The organism is Duganella sp. GW821-FHT07F09, assembly GCF_059418705.1.
Map to the genome: position 1 here is coordinate 201,982 of NZ_JBWKQJ010000008.1, position 22,286 is coordinate 224,267.

At 66.7% G+C, this 22,286-nt stretch carries 18 protein-coding genes; 8 read left to right on the plus strand and 10 right to left on the minus strand.

Going from position 1 to position 22,286, the window contains the following annotated elements; all coding sequences use genetic code 11:
- Positions 1-43: 43 nt before the first annotated feature.
- The 7 genes from AC07P1_RS21655 (at position 44) to AC07P1_RS21685 (ending at position 9,212) form a co-directional block, all read left to right on the plus strand.
- The gene (locus AC07P1_RS21655; protein WP_494697773.1) at positions 44-466 is read left to right on the plus strand and encodes a glycine zipper 2TM domain-containing protein; all 423 of its coding nucleotides are present in this window, start codon (positions 44-46) and stop codon (positions 464-466) included.
- A gap of 278 nt (positions 467-744) precedes the next feature.
- Positions 745-1,782, plus strand: a complete 1,038-nt coding sequence (locus tag AC07P1_RS21660; RefSeq protein ID WP_494697774.1) for a serine/threonine-protein kinase — start codon at positions 745-747, stop codon at positions 1,780-1,782.
- Positions 1,782-4,262, plus strand: coding sequence for an FtsW/RodA/SpoVE family cell cycle protein (locus AC07P1_RS21665; RefSeq protein ID WP_494697775.1), 2,481 nt, complete (start codon positions 1,782-1,784; stop codon positions 4,260-4,262). Before AC07P1_RS21660 ends, AC07P1_RS21665 begins: the two co-directional genes overlap by 1 nt.
- 3 nt (positions 4,263-4,265) lie before the next feature.
- Complete coding sequence (locus AC07P1_RS21670) at positions 4,266-5,849, plus strand: hypothetical protein (protein ID WP_494697776.1); 1,584 nt, start codon at positions 4,266-4,268, stop codon at positions 5,847-5,849.
- A 10-nt stretch (positions 5,850-5,859) separates the two neighbouring features.
- Entirely contained in the window at positions 5,860-6,354 is a 495-nt protein-coding gene (locus AC07P1_RS21675; protein WP_494697777.1) for an SH3 domain-containing protein, read from the plus strand.
- A 131-nt stretch (positions 6,355-6,485) separates the two neighbouring features.
- Positions 6,486-7,496, plus strand: a complete 1,011-nt coding sequence (locus tag AC07P1_RS21680) for a protein phosphatase (protein WP_494697778.1) — start codon at positions 6,486-6,488, stop codon at positions 7,494-7,496.
- 186 nt (positions 7,497-7,682) lie between these two features.
- The gene (locus AC07P1_RS21685) at positions 7,683-9,212 is read left to right on the plus strand and encodes an FHA domain-containing protein (protein WP_494697779.1); all 1,530 of its coding nucleotides are present in this window, start codon (positions 7,683-7,685) and stop codon (positions 9,210-9,212) included.
- Here AC07P1_RS21685 and AC07P1_RS21690 read toward each other — a convergent pair.
- The gene (locus AC07P1_RS21690; protein WP_494697780.1) at positions 9,209-10,141 is read right to left on the minus strand and encodes a LysR family transcriptional regulator; all 933 of its coding nucleotides are present in this window, start codon (positions 10,139-10,141) and stop codon (positions 9,209-9,211) included. The two genes, AC07P1_RS21685 and AC07P1_RS21690, sit on opposite strands and share 4 nt — an antisense overlap.
- Before the next feature lie 80 nt (positions 10,142-10,221).
- On the opposite strand from AC07P1_RS21690, the gene AC07P1_RS21695 reads away from it, so the two are divergent.
- The gene (locus AC07P1_RS21695; protein ID WP_494697781.1) at positions 10,222-11,292 is read left to right on the plus strand and encodes an SDR family oxidoreductase; all 1,071 of its coding nucleotides are present in this window, start codon (positions 10,222-10,224) and stop codon (positions 11,290-11,292) included.
- A 199-nt stretch (positions 11,293-11,491) separates the two neighbouring features.
- On the opposite strand, the gene AC07P1_RS21700 is transcribed toward AC07P1_RS21695, so the two are convergent.
- The 9 genes from AC07P1_RS21700 to AC07P1_RS21740 form a co-directional block, all read right to left on the minus strand.
- On the minus strand, positions 11,492-12,385 hold the full coding sequence (locus AC07P1_RS21700; protein WP_494697782.1) for a pirin family protein: 894 nt from the start codon (positions 12,383-12,385) through the stop codon (positions 11,492-11,494).
- A gap of 4 nt (positions 12,386-12,389) precedes the next feature.
- Positions 12,390-12,788 (minus strand): OsmC family protein, encoded by a 399-nt coding sequence (locus AC07P1_RS21705; RefSeq protein WP_494697783.1) that lies wholly within the window; start codon positions 12,786-12,788, stop codon positions 12,390-12,392.
- 81 nt (positions 12,789-12,869) lie between these two features.
- Positions 12,870-13,214 (minus strand): zinc ribbon domain-containing protein YjdM, encoded by a 345-nt coding sequence (locus tag AC07P1_RS21710; RefSeq protein ID WP_494697784.1) that lies wholly within the window; start codon positions 13,212-13,214, stop codon positions 12,870-12,872.
- Positions 13,215-13,271: 57 nt separating this feature from the next.
- Positions 13,272-15,593 carry an SUMF1/EgtB/PvdO family nonheme iron enzyme gene (locus tag AC07P1_RS21715; protein ID WP_494697785.1) on the minus strand — a complete coding sequence of 774 codons (2,322 nt, stop codon included), beginning with the start codon at positions 15,591-15,593 and terminating at the stop codon, positions 13,272-13,274.
- Positions 15,594-15,760: 167 nt separating this feature from the next.
- On the minus strand, positions 15,761-18,031 hold the full coding sequence (locus AC07P1_RS21720) for a hypothetical protein (RefSeq protein ID WP_494697786.1): 2,271 nt from the start codon (positions 18,029-18,031) through the stop codon (positions 15,761-15,763).
- Between the two features lie 99 nt (positions 18,032-18,130).
- Positions 18,131-19,189, minus strand: a complete 1,059-nt coding sequence (locus AC07P1_RS21725) for a hypothetical protein (RefSeq protein WP_494697787.1) — start codon at positions 19,187-19,189, stop codon at positions 18,131-18,133.
- Positions 19,186-20,322 carry a hypothetical protein gene (locus AC07P1_RS21730; protein ID WP_494697788.1) on the minus strand — a complete coding sequence of 379 codons (1,137 nt, stop codon included), beginning with the start codon at positions 20,320-20,322 and terminating at the stop codon, positions 19,186-19,188. Before AC07P1_RS21730 ends, AC07P1_RS21725 begins: the two co-directional genes overlap by 4 nt.
- Positions 20,323-20,328: 6 nt before the next feature.
- Complete coding sequence (locus tag AC07P1_RS21735; protein ID WP_494697789.1) at positions 20,329-20,916, minus strand: hypothetical protein; 588 nt, start codon at positions 20,914-20,916, stop codon at positions 20,329-20,331.
- A gap of 11 nt (positions 20,917-20,927) precedes the next feature.
- Positions 20,928-22,259, minus strand: coding sequence for a hypothetical protein (locus AC07P1_RS21740; protein WP_494697790.1), 1,332 nt, complete (start codon positions 22,257-22,259; stop codon positions 20,928-20,930).
- Between the last annotated feature and the right edge of the window lie 27 nt (positions 22,260-22,286).

Here is a 22,286-nt window from a genome sequence, read left to right on the forward strand (position 1 = left end):
CGGAGCCGCAGCAAGGGGAATCACCATGTTGAGCAAAAAATTTATGGCTGTAGCGTTAGTGGCCGCAGCGACTGTGTCATCGTCGGTCTACGCGAGCGACCGTGGGTTCAACACGGTGGCCGGTGCTGTGGTGGGAGCCGCCATCGGCAACAGCGCCGGCGGCCGTGACGGCGCCATCGTCGGCGGCCTGGTTGGCGCGGCCGTCGGCAACAGCATCAGCTCGGGCGACGGTCATCGCGGCTACCGCGACGGCCGTTACGTCGAAACCCGCGTGTATTCGCAGCCCGCGCCGGTCTACTACCAACCCGCCCCGGTGTACTACGCGCCGCCACCGCGTTACTACTCGCCGCCTCCACGGGTGGTGTATGTGGAACCGGCCCGTCCGTACTACCGCGAATCGCGCCGTGACTATTACTACGGCGACCGCTACGACCGTGGCCATCGCCGCGACCGCTACGACCGTTAATTCGTAGCCAACATAGAAAGCCTGTCATCCGACAGGCTTTTTTTAATCCGGGGTCAGGTCCTAATGCCGCTAAGTTAAGCGTTCATCTACATCACGTAGGGCGGACTAGCGCAGCGTAATCCGCCAAGCTCCGTCGGCGGCTCCTGGCGGATTACGGCGTTCCGCCTAATCCGCCCTACGAAAATCGCCTTAACTTAGCGGCATTAGGACCTGACCCCGGAGTTGTTTTTCGTCTCCCCCCGCTAGCTAGCCGTGACGGCCGGCGCCGAGGGGAAATCATGACGACAACAGACGCAATCATCGCTTTGGAACTGGGACATTACCGCCTGCGCGAGCAGATCGGCGGTTCGGCCTACGGCATCATCTGGCGCGCCGGCGGCCCCGGTCCCACCGGCGACGTGGCGATCAAGTTGATCAACCAGGAGCAGATGGCGCGCGCCCTGCCCGCCCAACGCGACCGCTGGGTGGACTGCGCGAACAACGAGATCGCGTTCCTGCAGTCGCTGGAGCCGTGGGACGAGCGCCACATCGTGCGCTTGTTAGATAGCGGCTGGCACGAAGGCTTGCCGGTGCTCGCGCTGGAGTTGATGACGACGGATCTGGGCCAGCACATGGCCGCCCTCAAGAGCGCCGAGGGCACCGTGCCGCTGCCGATGGCGCTCGGCTGGATCGCCCAAATCAATCAGGCGCTGGCCAAGGTGCACCAATATGGCTGGCGTTATCTGGACCTGAAACCGGCCAACGTGCTGCTGGACCGGCATCTGCACACCGTCAAGCTGGCCGATTTCGGCACCAATCGCCATCTCGGCAGCCTGCAAGCACACTCGTATGCCGGCACCGCCAATTGGCAGGCGCCGGAACAGTTTTTCCCCGCCGATGGCGGCGGCTACGCGACAAGTCCGCGCAGCGACTATTTTTCGCTGGGTGCGATGTTTTACTTCATGGTCACCGGCGGCCTGCCACTGCGCTTCTGCGCCGATTGCGGCCAGGCCTACCGCGAACACCACACAGCCGGCGCGGACCTGCTGCGCCAGATGCACGGCGGCGCTATTCCCCGCGCCCTGCTACCGGAAGAAGAGGCGCGCTTCGCCGTGGCCATACCGGTTGAGGCGCGCGATCCGGCGCTGGAGCTGCTGCGCGCCCTGCTGCATGTCGATCCGGCCAAGCGTCCGCGCCATGCGATTCAGATCAGCCGCATGCTCAACGCGATCCAGGGTGTGAAGCCGGCGCGGGGTGCCTTCAATCCGGCCGATCCGATTCATGCCATGCGCCGCCCGAGCGCCAGCAACGGCTGGCTGCATATCCAGGGGGCGTGATGACGACGCCACTGCGTTTGCACAAGGCGCCGGCGCGCGGCCCCTCGGGCGCACGGCCGCCGCTGTCCTGGCTCCCGGCACGGCCTTGCGCGGAGATCATCGCCGATGCCGCCGCATGGCTGGCACGCTTCGCCGCGCAAAATATCGGCCTCGCCGCCACCCTCGCCCTGCTGGCCGCCCTTTTCGGCTTGCAGGCGCTGGCCCTTGTGCGCGCACCCGCAAGCTGGCTGCCGGCCACCATCGGCATCACGCTGACACCCGGCGAGGCCATCACGCTGGGCCAGCGGGAACTGGCCGCGCCACAGACCGATCGCAGCCACCTTTCGCTGCGTCGCGATCCGCAGGACGGCTGGATGCTGCGCAATATCAGCCCGTCCAAACAGGTCATCCTGCTGCGCGACGGCGGCGAGCAGCGGATGGGCAGCGTGGCGCTGCGCGCCCGGCAGAGCTTCCAGGTCGACGGCGCCGTCTTCAACGTCACCACCTCGGGTGCGGGCACCATCGTCTTCACCCGCGAGGGCCATGAATGGCGCTACGACGGCGCCGTGTTATACCGCGACGGCCGCGCGCAATCGAGCTGCCCGGACGCGCGCCTGTCCGGGCACGCGCTGTCGCTATGGAACCGCGCCATGCCGATGATGCTGACCATCGCCCGGCCACTGTCATTCGGCGGCAATCTATATTGCGGCAACCGCCTCGGACTGGCGCAAACCACGCCGGGCGCGGCGCAACTGTCGCGCGCCAACGGCCGGCTGGAGCTCTCGGCCGGCAATCCGGACGGCGACCGCGCCTCGGTGCTGGTGCATAGCGACGGCGTCCAGACCGATTTGCGCCGTCAGGAGGCCTCGCTGGCCGGAGTGAACGCGATGATCGTCGGCCACACCCGTTTTCAGCTGGCGCCAACCGGCGACCAGCTGCAGCTGACACCGAGCCGCCATGTCAGCCTGTTCGGCGTGCCGGATCTGAAACTGCCGGAAGCGATCAGTTGGCGGTGGCAACAGCGCTCGCTGTGGAATAGCGGCCATGCCAACGCCCTGTGGTTCGCTATCGCCGGCTGCCTGGCCTGCGTGGCCATCGGTGCGGCGTGCGCGATGTCCCCGCCCGCTCCGTGGCTTCGCCGCGCGGCCGCCGGCGCCAGGCTGCTGGGCGCGACGATCCTGCTGATCGCCGGCGTCGCCGCCCTGATTTCGCAACGCGCGGGGCTTCCGCCCGGCGCCGCCTTGTCGATGATGCTCGGCGCCTGCGCGCTGCTGCTTTGGCTGGCCTTCCCCGGCCGCCTCACGCTGTCGACAGCCACCGGCGTCGTGCTGCTTTCCGTCGGTCTGCTGGCCCAATTGGAACTCGGCCTCGGAGCGCCACAAACGTCGTGGCTGCGCTATTACCAGAAAAGCGCCGCCATGCTGGCGATAGGCGCCGGCCTTGGCGGGCTGCTGCGCCTGTGGGCGCAATATCAGGTCGCGCGCGCCGCGCATTGGCAGCAACGCACCATCGAATGGGTACTGGCGATATTCGCCGCCGTCGCGCTGGCGGCGCTGGCGGCGCAGGTATTGTGGGGCGATGAAACCGGCGTGTTCGACCTGCAGCCGGTGGAACTGGCCAAACTGGCCCTGACCGCGCTGACCGCCCACTGCCTGGCGCTGCGTTTCGGCTGGCATAGCGAAACACGGCATCCGGCCGACCACCGCGCCCGCTGGCTGCAACTGATCGCGCCGGCCCTGCTCTTCATCGCCCTGCTCGGCCTGTCGCTGGTGCAGATCGACGATTTCTCGCCGCTGATACTGCTGCTGGTGTGGAGCACCGCCATGGCCTTCGCCTACGCCCTCGCCGCCCGCCACCGCATGATGACGGCCGGGCTGACCGCGACGACGCTGCTCGCCGTGGGCGCCGTGGTCTACCTGCGCCTGGCCGGCACGGACGATTTGATACGCTGGGGCTTCTACGCCGACCGCTTCCTGGTCTGGCTCAATCCAGCCGAACATCCGCACACCGGCCAGCAGTTGCTGCTCGGCGCCCGCGCCATCGGCGAAGGCGGCTGGCTGGGGGCGGACCACTGGTTGGGCCTGCGCGGGCTGGGCCAATCGGCCGGCGGCGTGGTGGGCATCCCCGCCGTGCAGGACGACTTCGCGGCCACCTTCTTCGTCAACCGCCACGGCCTGGCCGGCGCGCTGCTGCTGTGGGGCGCGCAGGCCGCCTTCCTGGCCGGGATCGTGCTGACCGCGCTGCGCGCCCACCACGCGGGCGCCACGGCGCGCAATTTCCGCCAGGCCTGGTCCGGCCGCTTCCGCTACTTCGCGCTGTGCGGCGGCGGCGCCTTCGTGCTCGGTCACTTCCTGCTGTCGTGGGGGACCAACCTGGCGATCTTCCCGATCATGGGGCAGCCGATGAGTTTTCTGTCGGCCGGTGGCAGCCATCTGCTGTTTTTCCTTTGCCCCCTGCTAGCGTTTAGTGCCATCAGCGCGCAATCTTTAGAAGGAGACTGAATCATGCCGATCTATGTCCAACACGAAGTCCTGGGCCGTCTTCCCGACGTTTTCAACGGCGAGGCGATCTGGCAGGCTCCCGGCCTGGCGCTTTTTTCTCGCCGTCCGCTGCTGCGCGACCTGCTGGAACGCAGCCCGCGCGAGCACAAGGGCCGCGCCGCCACCCGCTGCTTCTCCCACGTGACGCTAATGCTGCCGCAGGAGGACGTCGATGACGACTACCACCTCACGCGCGGCGCCCGCGCCCGCGACCTGGCGCAGACCCTGACGGCATTGCATCAGAAGGACTTCGGCGATCTGCTGGGCGGCGACCAGGTGCGCTACGACGTGATCGGCACCGAGGCGCTGTCGCCGGGCGAGATCGAAGTCAAGTTCGGCCACGCCGTGTATTTGCCGGCGGCCGACGAAAAAATCCTCTTCGACGTCAGCGTTTCGCGCGACAGCGCGATCTGGCATCCGGTCTGCCCGATCTATCCGAACCAGCGCCTGGCGCTGATCGGCGGCGAAGGCGGTGCGGCCAGCGTGACCGCGAACTGCTGGCCGTTCGGCCCCGAAGGCGCGATCCTGATCATCAACGACGGTCCCGACGCGGCGCCGGTGGTGCAGATGCGTCCCAAGGATGCCTTCGAGTGCCGCTTCGATCCGCGCAGCGGCTACTACACCATCAAATCCCAGCGCGAGGCGCCGGGCGGCAGCCCCCGTCTCATGCTCAAGATCGCCCGCGCCTCGGGCGCGCCCGTCGGCACGCAGTCCGGCGCCGGAGAAGGCATCAGTATCAATCCGGCGCCCATGCAGGCGCCGGCCGCCCACGCCACGCCGGCCAGGCCGGCTGTATGGCAAAGCCGCGCCGACGGCGCTCCGCTGGAGCTGACGGCCGTGCCGGTCAGCCACAAGCCGGCCAACAAGCCGGGGGAAAGCGACGCCACCTACGCGCCGGTGTCCCGGCAGCGCGTCAACCTGGTGGCGCTGGCCCTGCCCCGCCTGAGCCGCTATCGCGACACCGGCGCCCAGACGCTGGAGCTGCCTTTCGACCGCGCGCTCGCCTTGTCCGCCGATGCGGCGCCCGTCATCAGTTTCGTGGTCGACGCGGCCGACGAGCTGTATGCCTGCACCGCCGAAGGCCGCCAACGCATCAACGCGCCATCCACGTTCTCGCCGGTCGACGGGCGCGCGATCCGGCTGCTGCCGGCGGCGCCGGAAATGGCCGACCGCTATCGCGCCCTGCTCTGTCTCGCCCAGCCTGTCGGCGCGGCGGTGGCCGGCGGCGCGCGCTTCACCTTCGGGCGCAATTCGCCGATGCTGTCGGCGCTGCGCATACTCGACTCGCCCCGCTTCATCAAGCGCGCCGATGGCGTCAACGGGGCCAGCGCCGACCGCATCGGCCTGTCGCGCAACGCTTTCAGTTTTGAAGCGACATCGGATGGCTACAAGATCGGCCGGCTGACCGCCACCCAGGGCCTGTACCACCTGAACGAAAAAATGGAGTTCGTCGCCAGCGTCGGCGACACGGGCACCGACGCGCCGTATCTGCTGCCTACCGGTCACCATCTCGTCGCCGGCCATTACGTGCTGCGCTTCGACGCCTGAGGGACCTGCGATGGAGACGGCAAAACTCTACGCGGTCTGCGCGTTCGCGACGGGACTGGTGATCACACTTTTCCTGGCCGCCTATCTGACCCCGAATCGATGGTGGCGTCGCGCCAACGCGCGCGCGCTGCTGATCATGGTGGTGGGCGCATGGGGTTTCGGTAGCCTGATCCTGTATGCGGTACAGGGTACGCGGCCGGCCGCGGCGGGCACGCTCGAAGGCGCCGCGAATCGATCGTCGCCTGACATGCGGGCGGCGGCATCCTCGCCGACTCGGCTCCCGCCCGAACTCATTACCGGCAGGCCCTTCCAGGTACACCGCGACCTGAACGTGCGCAAGGCCGCCGGGGTGCATGCGGCGCGCCTGGCCACCGTGCCGGCCGGCGCCACCGTCACGCCCACCGGCGTGCGCGAAGGCGACTGGTGGCAGGTCACAACCGGGGCCGGCGGCCATGAACAAACGGGCTGGGTCAGCAGCTTGTGGCTGCGCCGGGGCGGCGAATGACGCATCCGCGCAGCGAGCCCGCCTTCCCGTCCGCGCACACTTCCGCGCACACTTCATCGCCCGCTTCCGCAGGCGCGGGTTTTTCAGCTAAGCTGTGGCTTTTCGGACTCCGCGCCGCGCCGCCCGCCACGATGACAAGAATCACCGACATGCTGGACTTCGGCCCCTCGCTCGATATCGCGGCCCGCAGCAGCGCCAGCATCAGCAAACTGCAAGTGCCGGAAAACCAGGACAATCTGCTCGTCATCGATGCCAGCGGACGCGCGGTATTCCTGCGCGACCAAACCGGCCAGTCGGCCACGCTCGCGAACTGGCCGCAAGGCCATGTGCGCCTCGCCGTCATGGACGGCATGGGTGGCCACGGCCACGGACGCGAGGCCGCCGAGGCGGTCGCCGACGGCCTGCTGCGCGTGCCCGCATGCGGCACGCTGGAGCAACTGGGCGAGCACCTGGACCGCCTGCACGACGAACTTCAACAGCGCTTCCGCCAGCCCGGCGATACCGACGGCTTCCGCCGTCCCGGCACCACGCTCACGCTGCTGGAAATCCCGCCCGGCCAAGCGCCGATGCTGTACCACGCCGGCGATTCGCGGCTGTACGAAATCACCGCGCAAACCGTCCGGCCGCTGACGGTGGACCATGTGCCGGCCACCTGCTTCGCGATGCACGGACTGCTGGGTGAAGAGGAATGGTGGCAGCAGGTGCACGGCGAGCACCGGTCGCAGATCTCGCAGGCCTACATCCTGGGCAACGCCTTCGCCAATCCGCAGGTGCTGGAGGACGGCCTGCTGCCGCTGGACGCGGCCAACCTGCCGCCGTTCCTGCGGCACCTGTCCGACCGCCGCGCGGTGACGGTCCGCGCCGACGCCACCTATTTGCTGGCCACCGACGGCTTCTGGTCGTGCGGCCGTCCGCTGCCCTGGACCGCCCGCTGGCCGGCGCTGATGGTTCGGCCGGGCCACTCCGCCGGCGCCGCGCTCGACGCCTTATTCAATGATTACGCCGACCATCCGCCGGTCAACCTCCACATCGACAACGTGACGGCCATCGTGATGCGATTTGCACAACCCGCGCCGTCCCCGGAAATCCGCAATCTTGACGAAACGGCACTGCCGGCGGCATCAATCCCGCCGCATTTTTGAGCGTTAAAGAGGGGTAAGTGTTGCGTCTTGATCGCCGCATGTGCCTTAGGGCAAAAATATGCCGGTCAGGTGCGCGTTTAATTGCCAAGGACCGCGTAAACCGCATAAACTGACAGGTATTCCATCGGTCGGTATGCCATGAAAAAATGCAGTAATGCCCAGCATCCGCATTGCACCTATTGGGTCATGTCTGGAGAACAAGCTTGCGAAGGCGGTCACGCCCAAGCCGAGCCGTCCAGCTATGACCTGCTGAGCGCCGTGCGCAGCGCCCGCGCCGGTGGTCCGGCGACGACGCCGGCTACCGCCGACACCAGCATAGCCGCGCCGCTTTTCGTCGCACCTTCCGCCGCATCGTCCGCCATCACCAGCGCGCCATCGGGTTACGCCCGGCCGCTGCAACGCGCCCAATCCGAGCGCCCGCAATTGCATATCAGCGGCTTCGACCCGCGCGCCGCCGGCGGCCGTCAAACGCTGAAGATGGAACTGCGTGGCATGCCCGACGCCTGCGCGCCGCAACTGACGCTGCAACTGCAGTCGGACCTGATCCCCAACGGCGCCGCGCGCCAGCAGTTCGTGCGCGCCACCAATGGCGAATGGCGTCCGGTATTCGTCGAGTTTTCGTCGCGCGGCAAAGAGCACGGCCAATACCAGATCAGTATCGAGCTGCTTAGCCAGCACACCGGCATGGCGGCCCGCAAATGGGTGTGCACCTTCGTCATCCTGGTGCCGCGCCTCGACGCGACATTGACCGAGATCCACCGCATCTTCCTGAGCACCCACAAGAACGTGCGCGTGATGGCGGACGACGCCTCCATCGCCCGCGTCAGCGCGCAAGGCGGCGACAGTCTTGATATCGACGTCACCGCCCGCAACGCCGGCATCGCGCATCTGGACCTGAACGCGCCGGCCGGCAAAGTGGACCTGGGCTTCACGACCATCGCCTGGGACGAAGACCTCATCGAGATCGACATCCCCGTCACCAACGCAGTGCATCCGCACGCCAGCCGCGCGGCCAGCTTCGTCAACGCCGCGCCGGAGAGCGGCGCGCAGCGTCAGATCCGACTGTTCGCGATGGAGGAATGCGTGCTGGGACGCTTTGAACTGGTCGATCCGGAATCCGACGTGATGCTGACCCACTACACCGCCGACGGCCAGGACACCAACGGCCTGACCCGGCGACTGTCCGGCCGCCACGCTGTAATACGCCGCTGCGGCCAGGGCTTCGAGATCGAAGACGTGTCCCGTTACGGCATCCTGCTGGACGGCGTCTGGCCGGGCAAGCACAAACCGACCACGCTGCGCCTCGGCATGCGCATCGAGCTGAGCGCCAGCATCAAGGGCATCGTCGTGCTGTCGGTGTCGGCCATCATGCCGCACGGCGTGATCCTGCACCGCATCGACCAGGGCGCGAACGCCGAATGCTTCTACGTGCTGATGCCGGAAACGCATCCCGGTTACCCGGTCAAATCGTTTGCCGCCGCGCCGCACGCGGCCGCGCTGCCGCTGCTGCTGCACCGCGACGGCGGCTTCTGGCACCTCGACCAGCTGACCGGCAAGGAGACCGCGCTGGCGCCGGGCGTGTCGCTGGAAAAGCTGAGCCGCATTCCGCGCCACAGCCGTTTCGCCAGCGATCCGTATCCGGAGCACTGGATCATCCGCACCGGCGCCGCCGACATGTACAACACCGTCTCCGCGCGCGACATGCACACCGCCTAACGTATTTTCAGCGTCGCCTTCAACTGATCGAGCAGCGCCGCGACCTTGGGCGACATCGGGCGCGCCAACGGCCACACCACGTGCAGCGGCAGCCCGTCGATCGCCCGCTCCGCCATCACCTCCACCACCGCGCCCGACGCCAGATGCTCCCGCACCAGCCAGGTCGCCAGCTGCGCCACGCCCATGTCCGCCAGCACCGCCGTCATCTGCGCCTCGCCGTCGCCGGCCATGATCCGGTGCGCCATGGTGCGGCGCTCGGTCTGCCCGCCGGCGGATGCGAACAGCCATGGACTCGCGGTGCCGTCGGCGCGCCCGTAGACGACGCAATCGTGCAGCGCCAGCTCGGCGATCGAGTGCGGCGTTCCGCGCCGCGCCAGATAGACGGGAGTGGCGCAGAAAATCAGGCGTTCGTCGCCCAGGTGAACGTGTCCCAGCGATGCCGGCCAGTGGGCTGGCCCGCCGATGCGCACCGCCAGGTCCAGCCCCTCCTCCTGGACGTCGACAAAACGGTCGGTGAAGGTGACCTGCGGGCGCAGATTCGGATACTGTCCGCAAAAGCGCAGCAGTTCCGGCATGACGCGCAGGCGGCCGAACGTCGCCGGCAAGCCGAGCACCAGGCGACCAGCAGGTTCGGCGTCCTGCGCCAGCGCGGCTTCGGTCTCGCCGAGCTCCATCAGCACGCGCCGGCAGGTCTCGTGGTATTTGCGGCCGGCGTCGGTCAGGGTCAGGCTGCGCGTGCTGCGCTCGAACAGTTTGACGCCGAGCCGCGCTTCCAGCCGCGCCAGGCTTTTGCTGACGGCGGAGCTACTCAGCTGCAGCCGGGCGGCGGCGACGGTGAAGCTGCCGGCGTCGGCGGCTTGCACGAAGTAGGCGATGTCTTTGAGATGGTCGGAAGCGTTCACTGGTCGAGTTAGCGGAATAATTTTCATGAATTGATTGAAATCTTATCGTAAATACGAATTCCTTTCGCGATTATCATTCCTTATCGCTTAATTGAGGGAGTGTTCGCATGAAAAATATCGCATTGATCGTTGGCGCCAGCGGCGTCACGGGTAGCGCGCTGGCCGAGCGGCTGCTGGGCAATGGCTGGTCGGTCCTGGGCCTGTCGCGCGGCCGCACGCCGCTGCTGGCCGGCGTCGAGCCGATACGCGCGGATCTGACCTCGCGCGACGATGTGGCGCAGGCGCTCGCCGGGCGCGCCGTCACCCATGTGTTTTTCACCGCGTGGGCGCGCCAGGCCAACGAGAAAGAGAACATCCGCGTCAATGGAGCGATGGTCAGCAATGTGCTCGATGCTTTGAAGGACGCGGCCACCCTGAAGCACGCGGCGCTGGTGACGGGTTTGAAGCATTACCTCGGACCTTTCGAGGCGTATGCGACCGGCGCGGTTCCCGAGACGCCGTTCAGGGAAGAGCAAGGACGCAAGCCGGTCGACAATTTCTATTATGAGCAGGAAGACCGTTTGTTCGCGGCGGCGGCACAGGGCGGCTATAGCTGGAGTGTTCATCGTCCGCATACGGTGATCGGTTACGCGGTGGGCAATGCGATGAATATGGGTTTGACCTTGGCCGCCTATGCGACGCTGTGTAAGGAATCCGGCGCGCCGTTCGTGTTCCCGGGATCGGCTGCGCAGTGGGACGGATTGACGGATATGACCGACGCGCGGCTGCTGGCGGCGCATCTGGAATGGGCGGCGACCAGCGCGGCGGGCGCCAACGAGGACTTTAATGTCGTCAATGGGGATGTGTTCAGGTGGAAGTGGCTGTGGCCCAAGCTGGCGGAGTATTTCGGTGTCGAGGCGGCGCCGTTCGACGGGGTTGTCCAGCCGTTGGAGGGCAGGATGGATGATGCGCCGCGCGCGTGGGAGGACATCGCGGGACGGCACGGGCTGGCGGAAAGTGATATCGGCAAGCTCGCGTCGTGGTGGCATACGGACGCGGACTTGGGCCGGCCGATGGAAGTCCTCGCGGATATGACCAAGAGCCGCAAGGCGGGTTTTTTGGCGTATCAGAGCACGCCGGATGCGTTTTTTGATTTGTTCGAGCGGCTCAAGGCGGAGCGTATCATTCCGGGTGGCTGACCGGCGGCTCGGAAATGGCGGATTACGCTTCGCTAATCCGCCCTACGTGTCTGCGCGCGGCGCGTGCGCAAAGGCCTTGGCCGATAGGAGACGCGCGTCGGAACGTGCATTCATGGCGCCATCGGCATGCCTCGGAGACACGTAGGGCGGATTAGGCGGAACGCCGTAATCCGCCACGGAGCCGCCAACGACGCACGACTTACAGGTACTGCCCGCCCGCCGGCTTCTTGACCGGCAGCGGTATCCACTCCGTCTCGCCTGGCACCTTGTCGAAGCGCTGCGCCTCCCAGTCCTCGCCGGCCTTCACAATACGCTCCTTGCTCGACGAGACGAAATTCCACGACATGAAGCGCCGCCCATCCAGCGGCTCGCCGCCAATCACCACAAAGTGCGCTTCCGACGTCGACTTCACCCGCTGCGTGCTGCCAGTATCGAGGAGCGCCATATTATGTTTCTCCAGCGGCGTGCCGTCGATCTCCAGATCGCCGCCCACCGGATAGATCGCCGCTTCCTCCGGCAAACCGCTCAAGGCCAACTCCTGCCCCGCCTTCAACATCACATCCAGATACAAGGTGCGGCTAAAGGTCTTGACCGGCGAGGTCCTGCCGAACGCGGTGCCGATCAGCACCCGCACCCGCGCGCCATCAACCGTCAGCTCCGGAATATCGGCGGACGGCGTATGGCAAAACCCCGGCTCGTCCTCCTCGTGCGCCACCGGCAGCGCGGCCCACAGCTGCAAGCCGTGCGTGCGGTGCGGCTTGCCGACCAAATCCTTCGGCGTGCGCTCGGAGTGGACGATGCCGCGCCCCGCCGTCATCCAGTTGATCGCACCGGGTTCGATGCGCTGGAAGGTGCCGATGCTGTCGCGGTGATCCATCGCGCCCTCGAACAGATAGGTCACCGTCGCCAGCCCGATGTGCGGATGCGGACGCACGTCGTGGTCGGCGTCGAGCGGCACGTCGACCGGGCCGAAATGGTCGAAGAAGATAAACGGGCCCACGGCCTGCTTGATGGCGGACGGCAGATAACGGCGCACGACAAAGCCGCCGCCCAGATCTTTTTCATGGCCCTTCAACAGATTGGAGATCGTCATCGGCTTATCCCAGAACGGTGGTGACTTCGGTGGTCACGGACGTCATCAATTTATGGATCGGACATTTCTGCGCGGCGGCCAGCAGCTCGGCGCGTTGGGTGTCGCTCAGATTACCTGTCAGGTGCAAGGTGGCGGCCAGGCGGTAGACACCCTGGCGCTCTTCGCTGGCGTCGCGCTCCATGCTCACTTCCACATGTTCGAGCGGGATGTTCTTGCGCTTGGCGAACCAGACCACCGTGAGCGCCTTGCAGGCGCTCAGCGCCGCGTCGTACAGGTCGTGCGGCGACGGGCCGGCGTCGTTGCCGCCTTCTTCCACCGAACCGTCGGTCGATACGATGTGGTTGCGCACGTGGACGATGTGTCGCATCGGCAGCGATTGATCGCGCAGTACTTTGATAGTCATTCCGTATTCCTTGTGGGCGATAATCAGAACCCACAATTTACACCGTTTAGGAGAGTTTCGCCTCCCCTAAACGGGGAAGCGTCACACCACTTTCTTGACGAATTCCGTCTTCAGGCTCATGGCGCCGAATCCTTCGATCTTGCAGTCGATATCGTGGTCGCTGTCGACCAGACGGATGTTCTTGACCTTGGTGCCGACTTTGACGGTGCCGCCACCGCCCTTGAGCTTCAGATCCTTGATGACGGTGACTGTGTCGCCATCCTGCAGAATGTTCCCGACCGAGTCGCGGTAGACGCGCGCGCCCTCATCGGCGGCGTCGGCGGCCGTCGCACTCCACTCGTGCGCGCATTCCGGGCACACCAGCTGGGCGCCATCTTCGTAGGTGAATTCGGAATGACATTTCGGGCATGGGGGCAAAGCGCTCATCGTGGGTCCTGGAGGTTGTACAGCAAAGAAGGCGGCAGTATACACCCCCATCTACTGCTAGACCAGTTTGCGGGCGACGCGGAAGCCAACGATATCGTTGGCCAGCACCGCCGAGAACCCGTTGCGCACGGAAGAGCGCAAGTAGCGCGGGTTGTACAACCATGAGCCGCCGCGCAGTATCCGCCGTACGTTGTCGCCGCCCTCCTCCCACGCGCTGCCGTCGACCGGAGCGCCCACGTAGCTGTCGTGGACCACGTCCTGGGTCCACTCCCACACGTTGCCGTGCATATCGAACAGGCCCCAGGGATTGGGCGGGAAGGTGCCGGCCTTGCTGGTCCCCTGGCGGAAGGCGCCGCGCGCGCTGCCGTTGTAGGTGTAGTTGCCGTCGTAGTTGGCCTGATCGGTGGTGATGCTGTCGCCGAAACTGAAGGCGGTCTTGGTGCCGGCGCGGCAGGCGTACTCCCATTCGGATTCGCTGGGCAAGCGGTAGGTCTGGCCGGTCTTTTCGGACAGCCAGCGCAGATACAGCTGCACGTCCATCCAGCTGACGCCGATCACCGGATGGTCGTCGTCCTGCGCGAAACCGGGCGCGCGCCAGTCGGTATCGGACTGCGATTCCCAGCCTGTGGCGCGGACGAACTGGCGCCACTGCCCCACCGTCACCGGAAAGCGGCCCATCGCGATCGGCTGTTCGATGCCGACCCAGTGCTGCGGCGTCTCCCGGTCCAGCCAGTTCTTCTGCGCGCCCGCCTTGATCGCCACCGCGTGTTCATGTTCGTGGGACCCCATCTGAAAACGCCCGGTGGGAATCAGCACCAGATCGGGACCGACACCGGTACCGTCGATAAAGCGGTCGCGCAGCACGCCGCTGGGGTCGGCCACGGGGCTGCCCGCCGTCGGCATCAACGCGGCCAGTTCTGCGGCGTTGCGCTCGGCCAGCTGCTTGCGGTGGCGCTCCTGCTCCGCGCGATACGCCGCCTCCGCCTTCAGCTGCGCGGCCTTGCGCTGCTGCGCTTCGCGCTCGTCGCGGGCTTTCTTGGCGTCGGCGTCGCGGCGCGCCTGCAATTGCTCGCGCAAAGTTTGCTTGCGTGCCTGCGCGGCGGCTTCCGCCTCCGCGCGCTGCCTGGCCTCCAGCGCGCGTCGTTGCTGGTCGAGCCGCACCTTCTCCAGCGCGGCGGCCTTGGCCTCGGCCTCGCGGCGAGCGGCCAGTTCCACCGCCTGCGCCTGCCGCTTCTGTTCCGTCAGGCGGGCTTGCTCGGCCTGCGCCGCCAACTCCTTCTTGCGCTGCCGCTCGCGCTCTTGGTGCTCCTGCTGGTCCTTCTCCTGCTGCGCCGCCTTCTGCGCGGCCAGCGCGGCCAGTTCCTCGTCGGTCGGCCCGGTGGCCCGCTGCAGCTGCGCCAGCAACTCGTTGACCGACGCCGGGCGCCGCTCCTGCTGATAGGCGAAGCCGGTTTGCAGCACCTGCCATTGGCGATCGTTCAAACCATGCGGCGGCGATGGATGAAAGTCGGCGGGCCGCATGTCGTCGAACGGCATGCGGCCCTCCAGCAGTTGGTAGATCATCACGGCCACCGCGTACACATCGAGCTTGGGCGCGGGCTGGCGTTGATGCGTGCCCGCTTCCGGCGCTCGGTAGCCAACCGTCCCGGCGTTGGGCGTCTGCAGACCGAGGCTGCTGCCGGCGCTGCGCGCGCGCGAGGCGATGCCGAAATCGAGCAATTTGATTTCGCTGCGCCGGGTCAGGAAGACGTTGCCGGGTTTGATGTCGCGGTGGACCAGCTTGTGCTTCTCCCACGCGTATTGCAGCGCGTCGCCGACCGGCGACAGCAGCTTGAAGACCGCCTCCAGCGGCAGCGGCCCTTGCGCGGCCAGGTAGGCATCCAGGTCCTGGCCTTCCAGGTATTCCATGATGATGAAGTAGCTGGAGGTGGCCGGGTCCTGCGCCCATTCGTAGACGCGGACGATGTTTTCGTGTGCGAGCTTGCGCGCCTGGGTCGCTTCCTCGATCAACAGCTTGGCGTGAGTGGCGCTTTGGGTCAGCTGCGGCGGCAGGATTTTCAGCGCGACCATCTCGCTGTGGCCAAGCTCCGCGTGCGTGGCCAGGTCCGTGGCTTGCCACACCTGCCCCATGCCGCCCATGCCGATCAGGCGCTCCAGCCGGTAGCGGCGGTTTTGCGGACCGATCTCCTGGCCCGACATCAGTCCCAGTTCCGTGCCTTGGCGCACCGGCATCGGGACCGGCGTGGCGCTGCCTCCCGGCGGCGCGTACTCCGCATCCAGGATGGCGTTCTTGCGACGGTCGAACTCTTGGAGGCTTAACAGACCGTCTTCATGTAAGGCCCGCAGTTCGCGGATCTTGTCTCTTGCCGTTTGCATCATTGACTGAAGTGTAACCGTTCCTGCTGTTTGGCGTTGGGGACTGACGCTGGGCTATCGGCGCCTGCGCTCATCTAAATCACGTAGGGCGGATTAGCGCAGCGTAATCGGCCATATATGCGCACCGAGGGCCCATGCATGGCCGATTACGGCGTTCCGCCTAATCCGCCCTACGTTAACGGGACGCCGCATTGGGCGCAGAACTTGTCGTGGGGGTGGTCTATCCGCGTCGGGTGGCCGTTGACGCAGTAACCCACGCTTTTCGGCGTGGCCGGCAAAGGCACGCCGGCGCGCGCGACGCCGATACCCAACTGGCTCTGGGTTGTCAGCGCGCTGGCGCTGGCCGCGTTCTGCACGTTGAGCAAGTCGAGCTGATGGCGGCGATCCTTGTCCAATTCCGCGTCACGGTGCGCGCGCTCTTCGAGCACCCGTTCGTAGGCCTGCTGCGACGCTTCCGCCGGCGTCATGCCATGTTCGGCGGCCACCACGTTGGCCAGCGCCTGTATCTGCTCGGCCGACATGCCGCCCTGGATCTGCATCTTCATGATCTGCGACAGCGCCTGGGCATTCGGCTCGGCGGCGGTGGCCACCTTGCCGGTGTCGCTCAAGCCGCCGATGGTTTCGATGCGCTTGATTTCGTGCGATTGCTGCGCCAGCAGCACGTCGTACTCGCCCTTCCAGCGCGCGAACTTCTCTTCGCGCTCGTGTTCCAGCTTTTTCAGCTCGCGCTGCCATTCGGCCTCTTGCTCCTTTTGCTTGAGGATCTGGCGCTGCTCGTTGACCGCCAACTGGTCCAGCAATACCTGTTTGCTGTTGGCCTGGTTCTGGCGCGCGTGGATGCCGTCCGCCTCGATCGTGCGCAACAGCTTTTCGTACTGTGCGATGGAGTCGGCCTGCGCGCCGGCTCGCTTCAGCTCCTCGATCTTCTGGTTGATCTCCGCCACCTGCACGGCGTTGGCGGCGTCCTTGACGGCGTCGCCGCGCAGCAGCTCGCGCTGGCGCGCCAGCGCGAGCTGGTCTTCCCATTCCCGCACCCGCTCGGCCTCCCGGCGGCGCGCCGCGCCGGCCAGGGTCATGCCCTGGATGCGCGCTTCGTGGGCTTCCGACTCCACTTGCAGCTCGCGCGCCTTCTCGTCTTTTTCGCGCTGGCGCAACGCCGCCAGCTCGTTGCGGCGTTGCGATTCGTCCTCGATCAGCAGCGCTTGCGCGATCTGGTTTTCAATCGCCTGCTGGCGCAGCTGGTGCGACAAGCGCTGCTGCGCCAACTGGCGCTGCTCGGCGGCGGTCTGCTGCAGCACTTCCAGCTCGGTGCGCATTTTGATCTGCGCCAGCTGGCGCACATGCTCCCAGTCGGCCTGCTCGCCGGCGCGGTGCGACTTGCTCTTCGCCAGTTCGTGTTCCAGGTCGGCCAGGACGGTGCCGGCGCCCTTGTCCAGGGCAACCTTGCGGGTTTTCGATTCCATGACGCGGCTGTAAAGCTCCACCTCGCGCGCGCGCAGCGACTGTATCCGCTCGCTTTCCTTCAACGTCAGTTCGGCCTTGTTGACGCTGGCGTCCTGGCGCAGCTCCGCGCGGCGGAAGTCGGAGCGCATCTTCTGCTCCTCGCGCCAGATGGCCTGCCATTCCTCCTCGTCGTAGATCTGGTCGAGCTGTTTGACATGTTCGAGCTGCACATGGCGCTCGTCGGCCACCAGCCACAGGGTGCCGATGCGCTCGCGGTTATGGTCGAATTTATCGTGGCGCAGCGCCGCCGTCTCGACCCGCTCCACCGCCAGGCCGTAGGCGGCCAGCCGCAGTTTGAGCGCGGCCTGCAGGCGCTCGTCCAGTTGCAGGCGCAGATCGGCGTTTTGCGCCATGTCGCGCATCGAACGGCCGCCGACAAATTCGGCCGCCAGCTGACGCACCGATGGCGACAACAGTTCGTGCAGGTGCAGCGTGCTGACGACGCCGGGCACGGTCATGAAGTGCTGCGCGAAGGCCGGCACGTTCTCGATGCGGATGGCGACGGTGAAGCGCGCGGAAATCTTCAGGTGTTCGGCCGTTTGCAGGTCGCTGAACGAAAACTCCACCGGCAACGGCGCGCTGCGAGTGATCAGGATCTCGGCATTCTGGTTGCGCAGCAGGTGATTGAGCCGGGTGAAGAAGCCCTCGATCTCGTATTCGCCCTGCGGCACTTCGGTCGCCTTGTCGGCTTGCAGGATGTAGGCGCGCGAAGTGGCCGGCACGCGCAGCGTCTTGGTGAAGATGCCGGACAAGGCGCTGACGCCGAAATAAACCGCCAGCTCGTCGTCGCCGGGAATCCAGCGGTTATCGCGCAGGACCGGCTCGTTGCGCGGCGCGCCCAGGGTCAAACCGCAATGCTTGCAGTAGCCCGACTGGTCATCGTTTTTGTGCTCGCACCGCGGGCATTTAACGCCGCCAAAACCAAACATTTGGAACATGTCAGACTCCTTCTTCGATTCATCTTCCGTGCCACCCTGTCATCCGCCGATTTTAGCAGGGCAAGCCGGTTTCACTCTTGCGCACGATTCAGCGCTAGCTTAAATCATGCCAATACGGTCTATACAGGCCAAAGTCGCGCCTTTTTGGCGCAAATCGGCCCTGAATCCGGGTGGCAGCCCCGCCTCCCAGGCCTTGGGCAGCAGCACCCTGTCGCCCGCGTTGACTTGCCTTAGTATCAACTCCAGTTTCGGTTCGCGTCCCTCGACCGTGTCCACGCGGCCGGCATGCCATGCGCTCGAGCAGCCGGTGGCGATGATGCGCCCGCGCGGCACGAATTCCCGGCCACGCGCCAGGCGGTCGGCCATCACCAGCGCCAACTGGTACGAGCCGCCCTGGAAGCGCGGCTGGCCGAAGCGCACCACGCTGCGCCAGCGACCGAGCCCCTTGCCGTCGAAGTGGCGCGCCCCGGCCAGCGCCTGGCGGATGTCCTGCTGCGCGCTCAGGTCCAGCCCCGGCGCGGCGATGGTGTCTTCCTCGCTGTTGGCGGCGGCGGTGTGCGTGGCGTTGGCCGACACGTCGACGGTCGCCGGCCCGGCGTCGATCGGAAACACGCTGACCTCCACCCACGCCAGTTCATCGTTGACGCCCCCGCTGTGCAACGGGAACCAGGCGCGCACCGTCGACACGGCGGCCGACGGATCGGCGTGGCCGGTCAAGGCGCCAAGGTGGGTCACTTGCATCGTGCCGACGGAGGCGCTGCCGCCATCGGCCCGGCCGGACAATTGACCGAGATGCCACCTGTCGGACCAGCCGTGGGCGACGGTTTGCACGCCCGCAACAGGCTGGAACAGGCCCCGCACGGCACGGTCGGCCAACACGGCCGCCAGTTCCCAGTCGCGCTCCGCGTCGCCCGGCGCGATGTCCATGCTGAGGACGACCTGGTCGCGGCTGTCGAAACGCACTTCGGTATGCCGCGCCAGGCGGACCACTTCCTGCATACGTTCGGCGATCGCCGGCGCGCCGGGGACGCTGCATTTGACCTCGGCGCGGTTGGCGCGCGGACGCCGGCTGGCGGTGATGGTGAGGACGCGGCCGTCGGCCAGGATGCTGCGGCATTCAGCGATGGTCGGCGTGGAGGTGATGGACAGGATGGTCATAGCGACGGCTCGACGCGCTCGGCATATGGCGCGCGGCGCAGCGACAAGCCGGTTTCCAGGTTGGCGCAGATGCGGTCCGCTTCGTCCAACAACTGCGGCCATTGTTCGTGGCCGGCCAGTTGAAGGCGCGCCAGCAGCGACCAGGCTTCATCCAGCGCGTCGCGGGCGACGAGCGTGTGGCCGCTGCGGCGATTCTGGTCCGCCTCGGCCAGCGGCTGGTCGGGCGCGGCCCAGGCCAGGGCCGGCATGGTGGTGACGTTCAAGCTTGCCATGCCCAGACGCATTAGCAACGCCTGATGCCGCTCGAAGACGGGCAGGCCTTCCGGCAGTTGCAGCAATCGCAGTTCGCGGCTCACGGCGGGCAATTCCAGGAACAGGCGCCGTAAAGCTTGCGCATCGTTGTGCGCCTCGGGCCGCAATTGCGGCGGCGGCACGGCGGCCGGCGCGGAAGGCAGGCCGGATACCGGCTCGTCCAGCACATGGAACTCGACGGGCGCGGGTGCATCGATGACCGGCGCCGATGCTCCGGCGGCGGCGAGACGCTCGGCTTCGGCCGCGCGCGCGGCGCGGGCTTTGAGTATGTCGGCGAAATCGACTTGTTCACCCAGATCGACCGGCACGCAGTCGTCGACGGTCACGCCGTAGCGCGTGTACATCAGTTGATTCAGTCCGGCGCGGAACGCATGCCATTCATCCAGCGAGGTGCAAGGCGGCAGATCCAGCGCGCCTTGCGCCAGCTCCGCCTGCAACGCCGCCTCCACCGACGCGCCGAAGCCCGCCAGTTGCAAACGCCCCGATGTCTCGCTGTACAAATACAGGTCGAAGCGCTGCTGCGACACGCGCGGATTGGCCGCGTCGACCACAAAGCGCAAGCGCAGGCCCCACTCCGGCGCGGCGGCGAACGGTATCAGGTCGACCGTATAAGGTCCGGGATGGAAGCAGAACACCGATTCGCCCTGCTCGCACGCCACCTTGCCCGGCGCCGCGCGCCGCGCATGGCCGGCGGCATTGAACACCACCACCGTGCTGTCGGCCGGCGCGACGTCGCCCCCGTCGAGCCGCAGCGCGATCAGGTCCACGCCCAGCCCACCGGTATCGGTGGGCTGTTTGCGGCGGCGCGTGAAAAAACCCATGATCGGCTAAGCTACCGGCTCGACGGCGAAACCGGCACCGTACATTTGAAAATGCGGCGCCGGGGCGGTGTCGAACGGCCAGGCGCGCTCGCACTCGCCGTCGGCATCGAGCCGGCCTTGCAGCACGATGGCGCCGCCGCCGTCGATCACCCGCAACTGCGGCTGTTCGCTCAACAACCGCGCGGCAAACGGCGCTTGCGCCGACAGCGACAGGATCACCTGCCAGCCGCCATCCCGCGGCACGAAGTGCAGCGTCCAGTAATTGTCGTCGGTGACCAGCGCCTCCAGCGAAGCGGTGCTGGAGGCCGCGCGCAGCATGCCGGTGCTGCCGGACCACCGCGCGTCGTTGGCCGCCGGAGTGCCCGCAGCGCGGCGTTCCAGGGCCAGTTGACGGAAGCGGCGCAGCGTCAGCGGCGACGCGGCCAGCGCCTGACGCTCATTCGGTGTCAGCGCCCGGCTGCCGTCGAGGGCCGCCAGCAGCGTGGTGTCGGCCAGCATCAGCCGGTCGTCCGGCACGGGGCGGGCCAGCAGCGCGCGTTCGCGCAGCCGCGCGTCCAGCGCCTTGGCGTCCTGCTCGTCTTGTGCTGAATTCAATTCGTTCTCCTTCATTTTGCCGCACTGGCGGCATGCAGCTTGTCGATCGCTTCGTTGCGGCGCTTGCGCAGGGTCGGCATCGAAATCCGGTCCAGCGCCGCCAACTGCTGCAATGTCGGTAGCTCGCCGGTGGCCGGGTCCAGCCAGGCATCCGGATAGGTATCGTCGGCGGCGCCCAGCAGCTTGTGGTACACGGCCAGGCGTATCGGCAGCGACTCGTCTTGCAGAACGCGCAGCATCCAGCTGCCGGTTTGCTGCGCGGCCCGCGCCAATTCCATGTAGCGGGGGGGCAGGGAAAGCGCCCCGGCCACCTCCCGCTCCACCGCCAGAACGGCCGGCTCCGGGATCGGCTGGCCGTCGCCGCCGTCCTCCAGACAGGCGTCCCCGCCCTGCTCCTGCGCCTCGAATCCGTCCGGCGCGGGAACGGCCAGTATGCGATCGTCTTCTGACACGCCGCCTTGCGCCTCCCGCCGCTCGGATTCGCCGGTCACGCGCCAGTAGTCTTCCAGCCATGACGCGGCCTCGCCGGCTTCGCCCTGCCAGTCGTCCGCACGGTCCATGTTCGACGACAGCTCCTCATAATCGCCGATTTCGGCCAGCATCGCCGCGATTTTGTCAGGACTGTTTTTCAGGCTGGCGAAACGCTTGGAGCGGGTGTGCAGCGGCCCGGGAGCCCCGCCGAAGCGCTCCAGCGATTCGCTCCAGCGGATGATCCACTCCGCCTTGCAAGCGCCTATCGACTTCATCTGCCGCACTTCGATAGGACTGCCTTCCAGCGTGCGGCCCAATATTGCCCCAACCAGGGCGTCATGCTCCTTCCAGGCGGTGAACAAGGCGGCGATCTCGCGATAGGCCGTGTCCAGCATCCGGTACGTGTAGATTTTATTGGGCGAGCAGTCGCGCCCCGTCATGACGATGTAGTTGTCGGCATCGACCTTGTCGCGCAGCCCTGCGTACATGTCGTTGACCTTTTTGCGCATCATGCCGTCGGCCGCCGCGTCCAGCCAGAAAGCGCCGCTGCGCGCGTGTTCGGCGGCCACCGCGGCCACGAAGGCTTGCCAGAAGCCGGGATGCGCCTGCAGTTCATACAACAAACCCAGCGACAGCTCGTAGACGCTTTCGCCATAGCTGTTGCCCTCCGCCTCGCCGCGCGCCGACCGGGCACCCGCGTGCAGGGCCGCCGCCACCGCGTCGGTATAGCTATCGAGCAGCTCCGCGTGCGCACTTGGTTCGAGCATCCGCTGCATCTCAATCCGCCGGAAAGCCTGCAACGAGCAGTGTCCCAACAGCTTGCGCACTTGTTCCCAGCCGTGCTCCTGGTACCGGGTTCCTGGCAACCGCATAAGGTCCTGTAAATGATGGAAAAACAA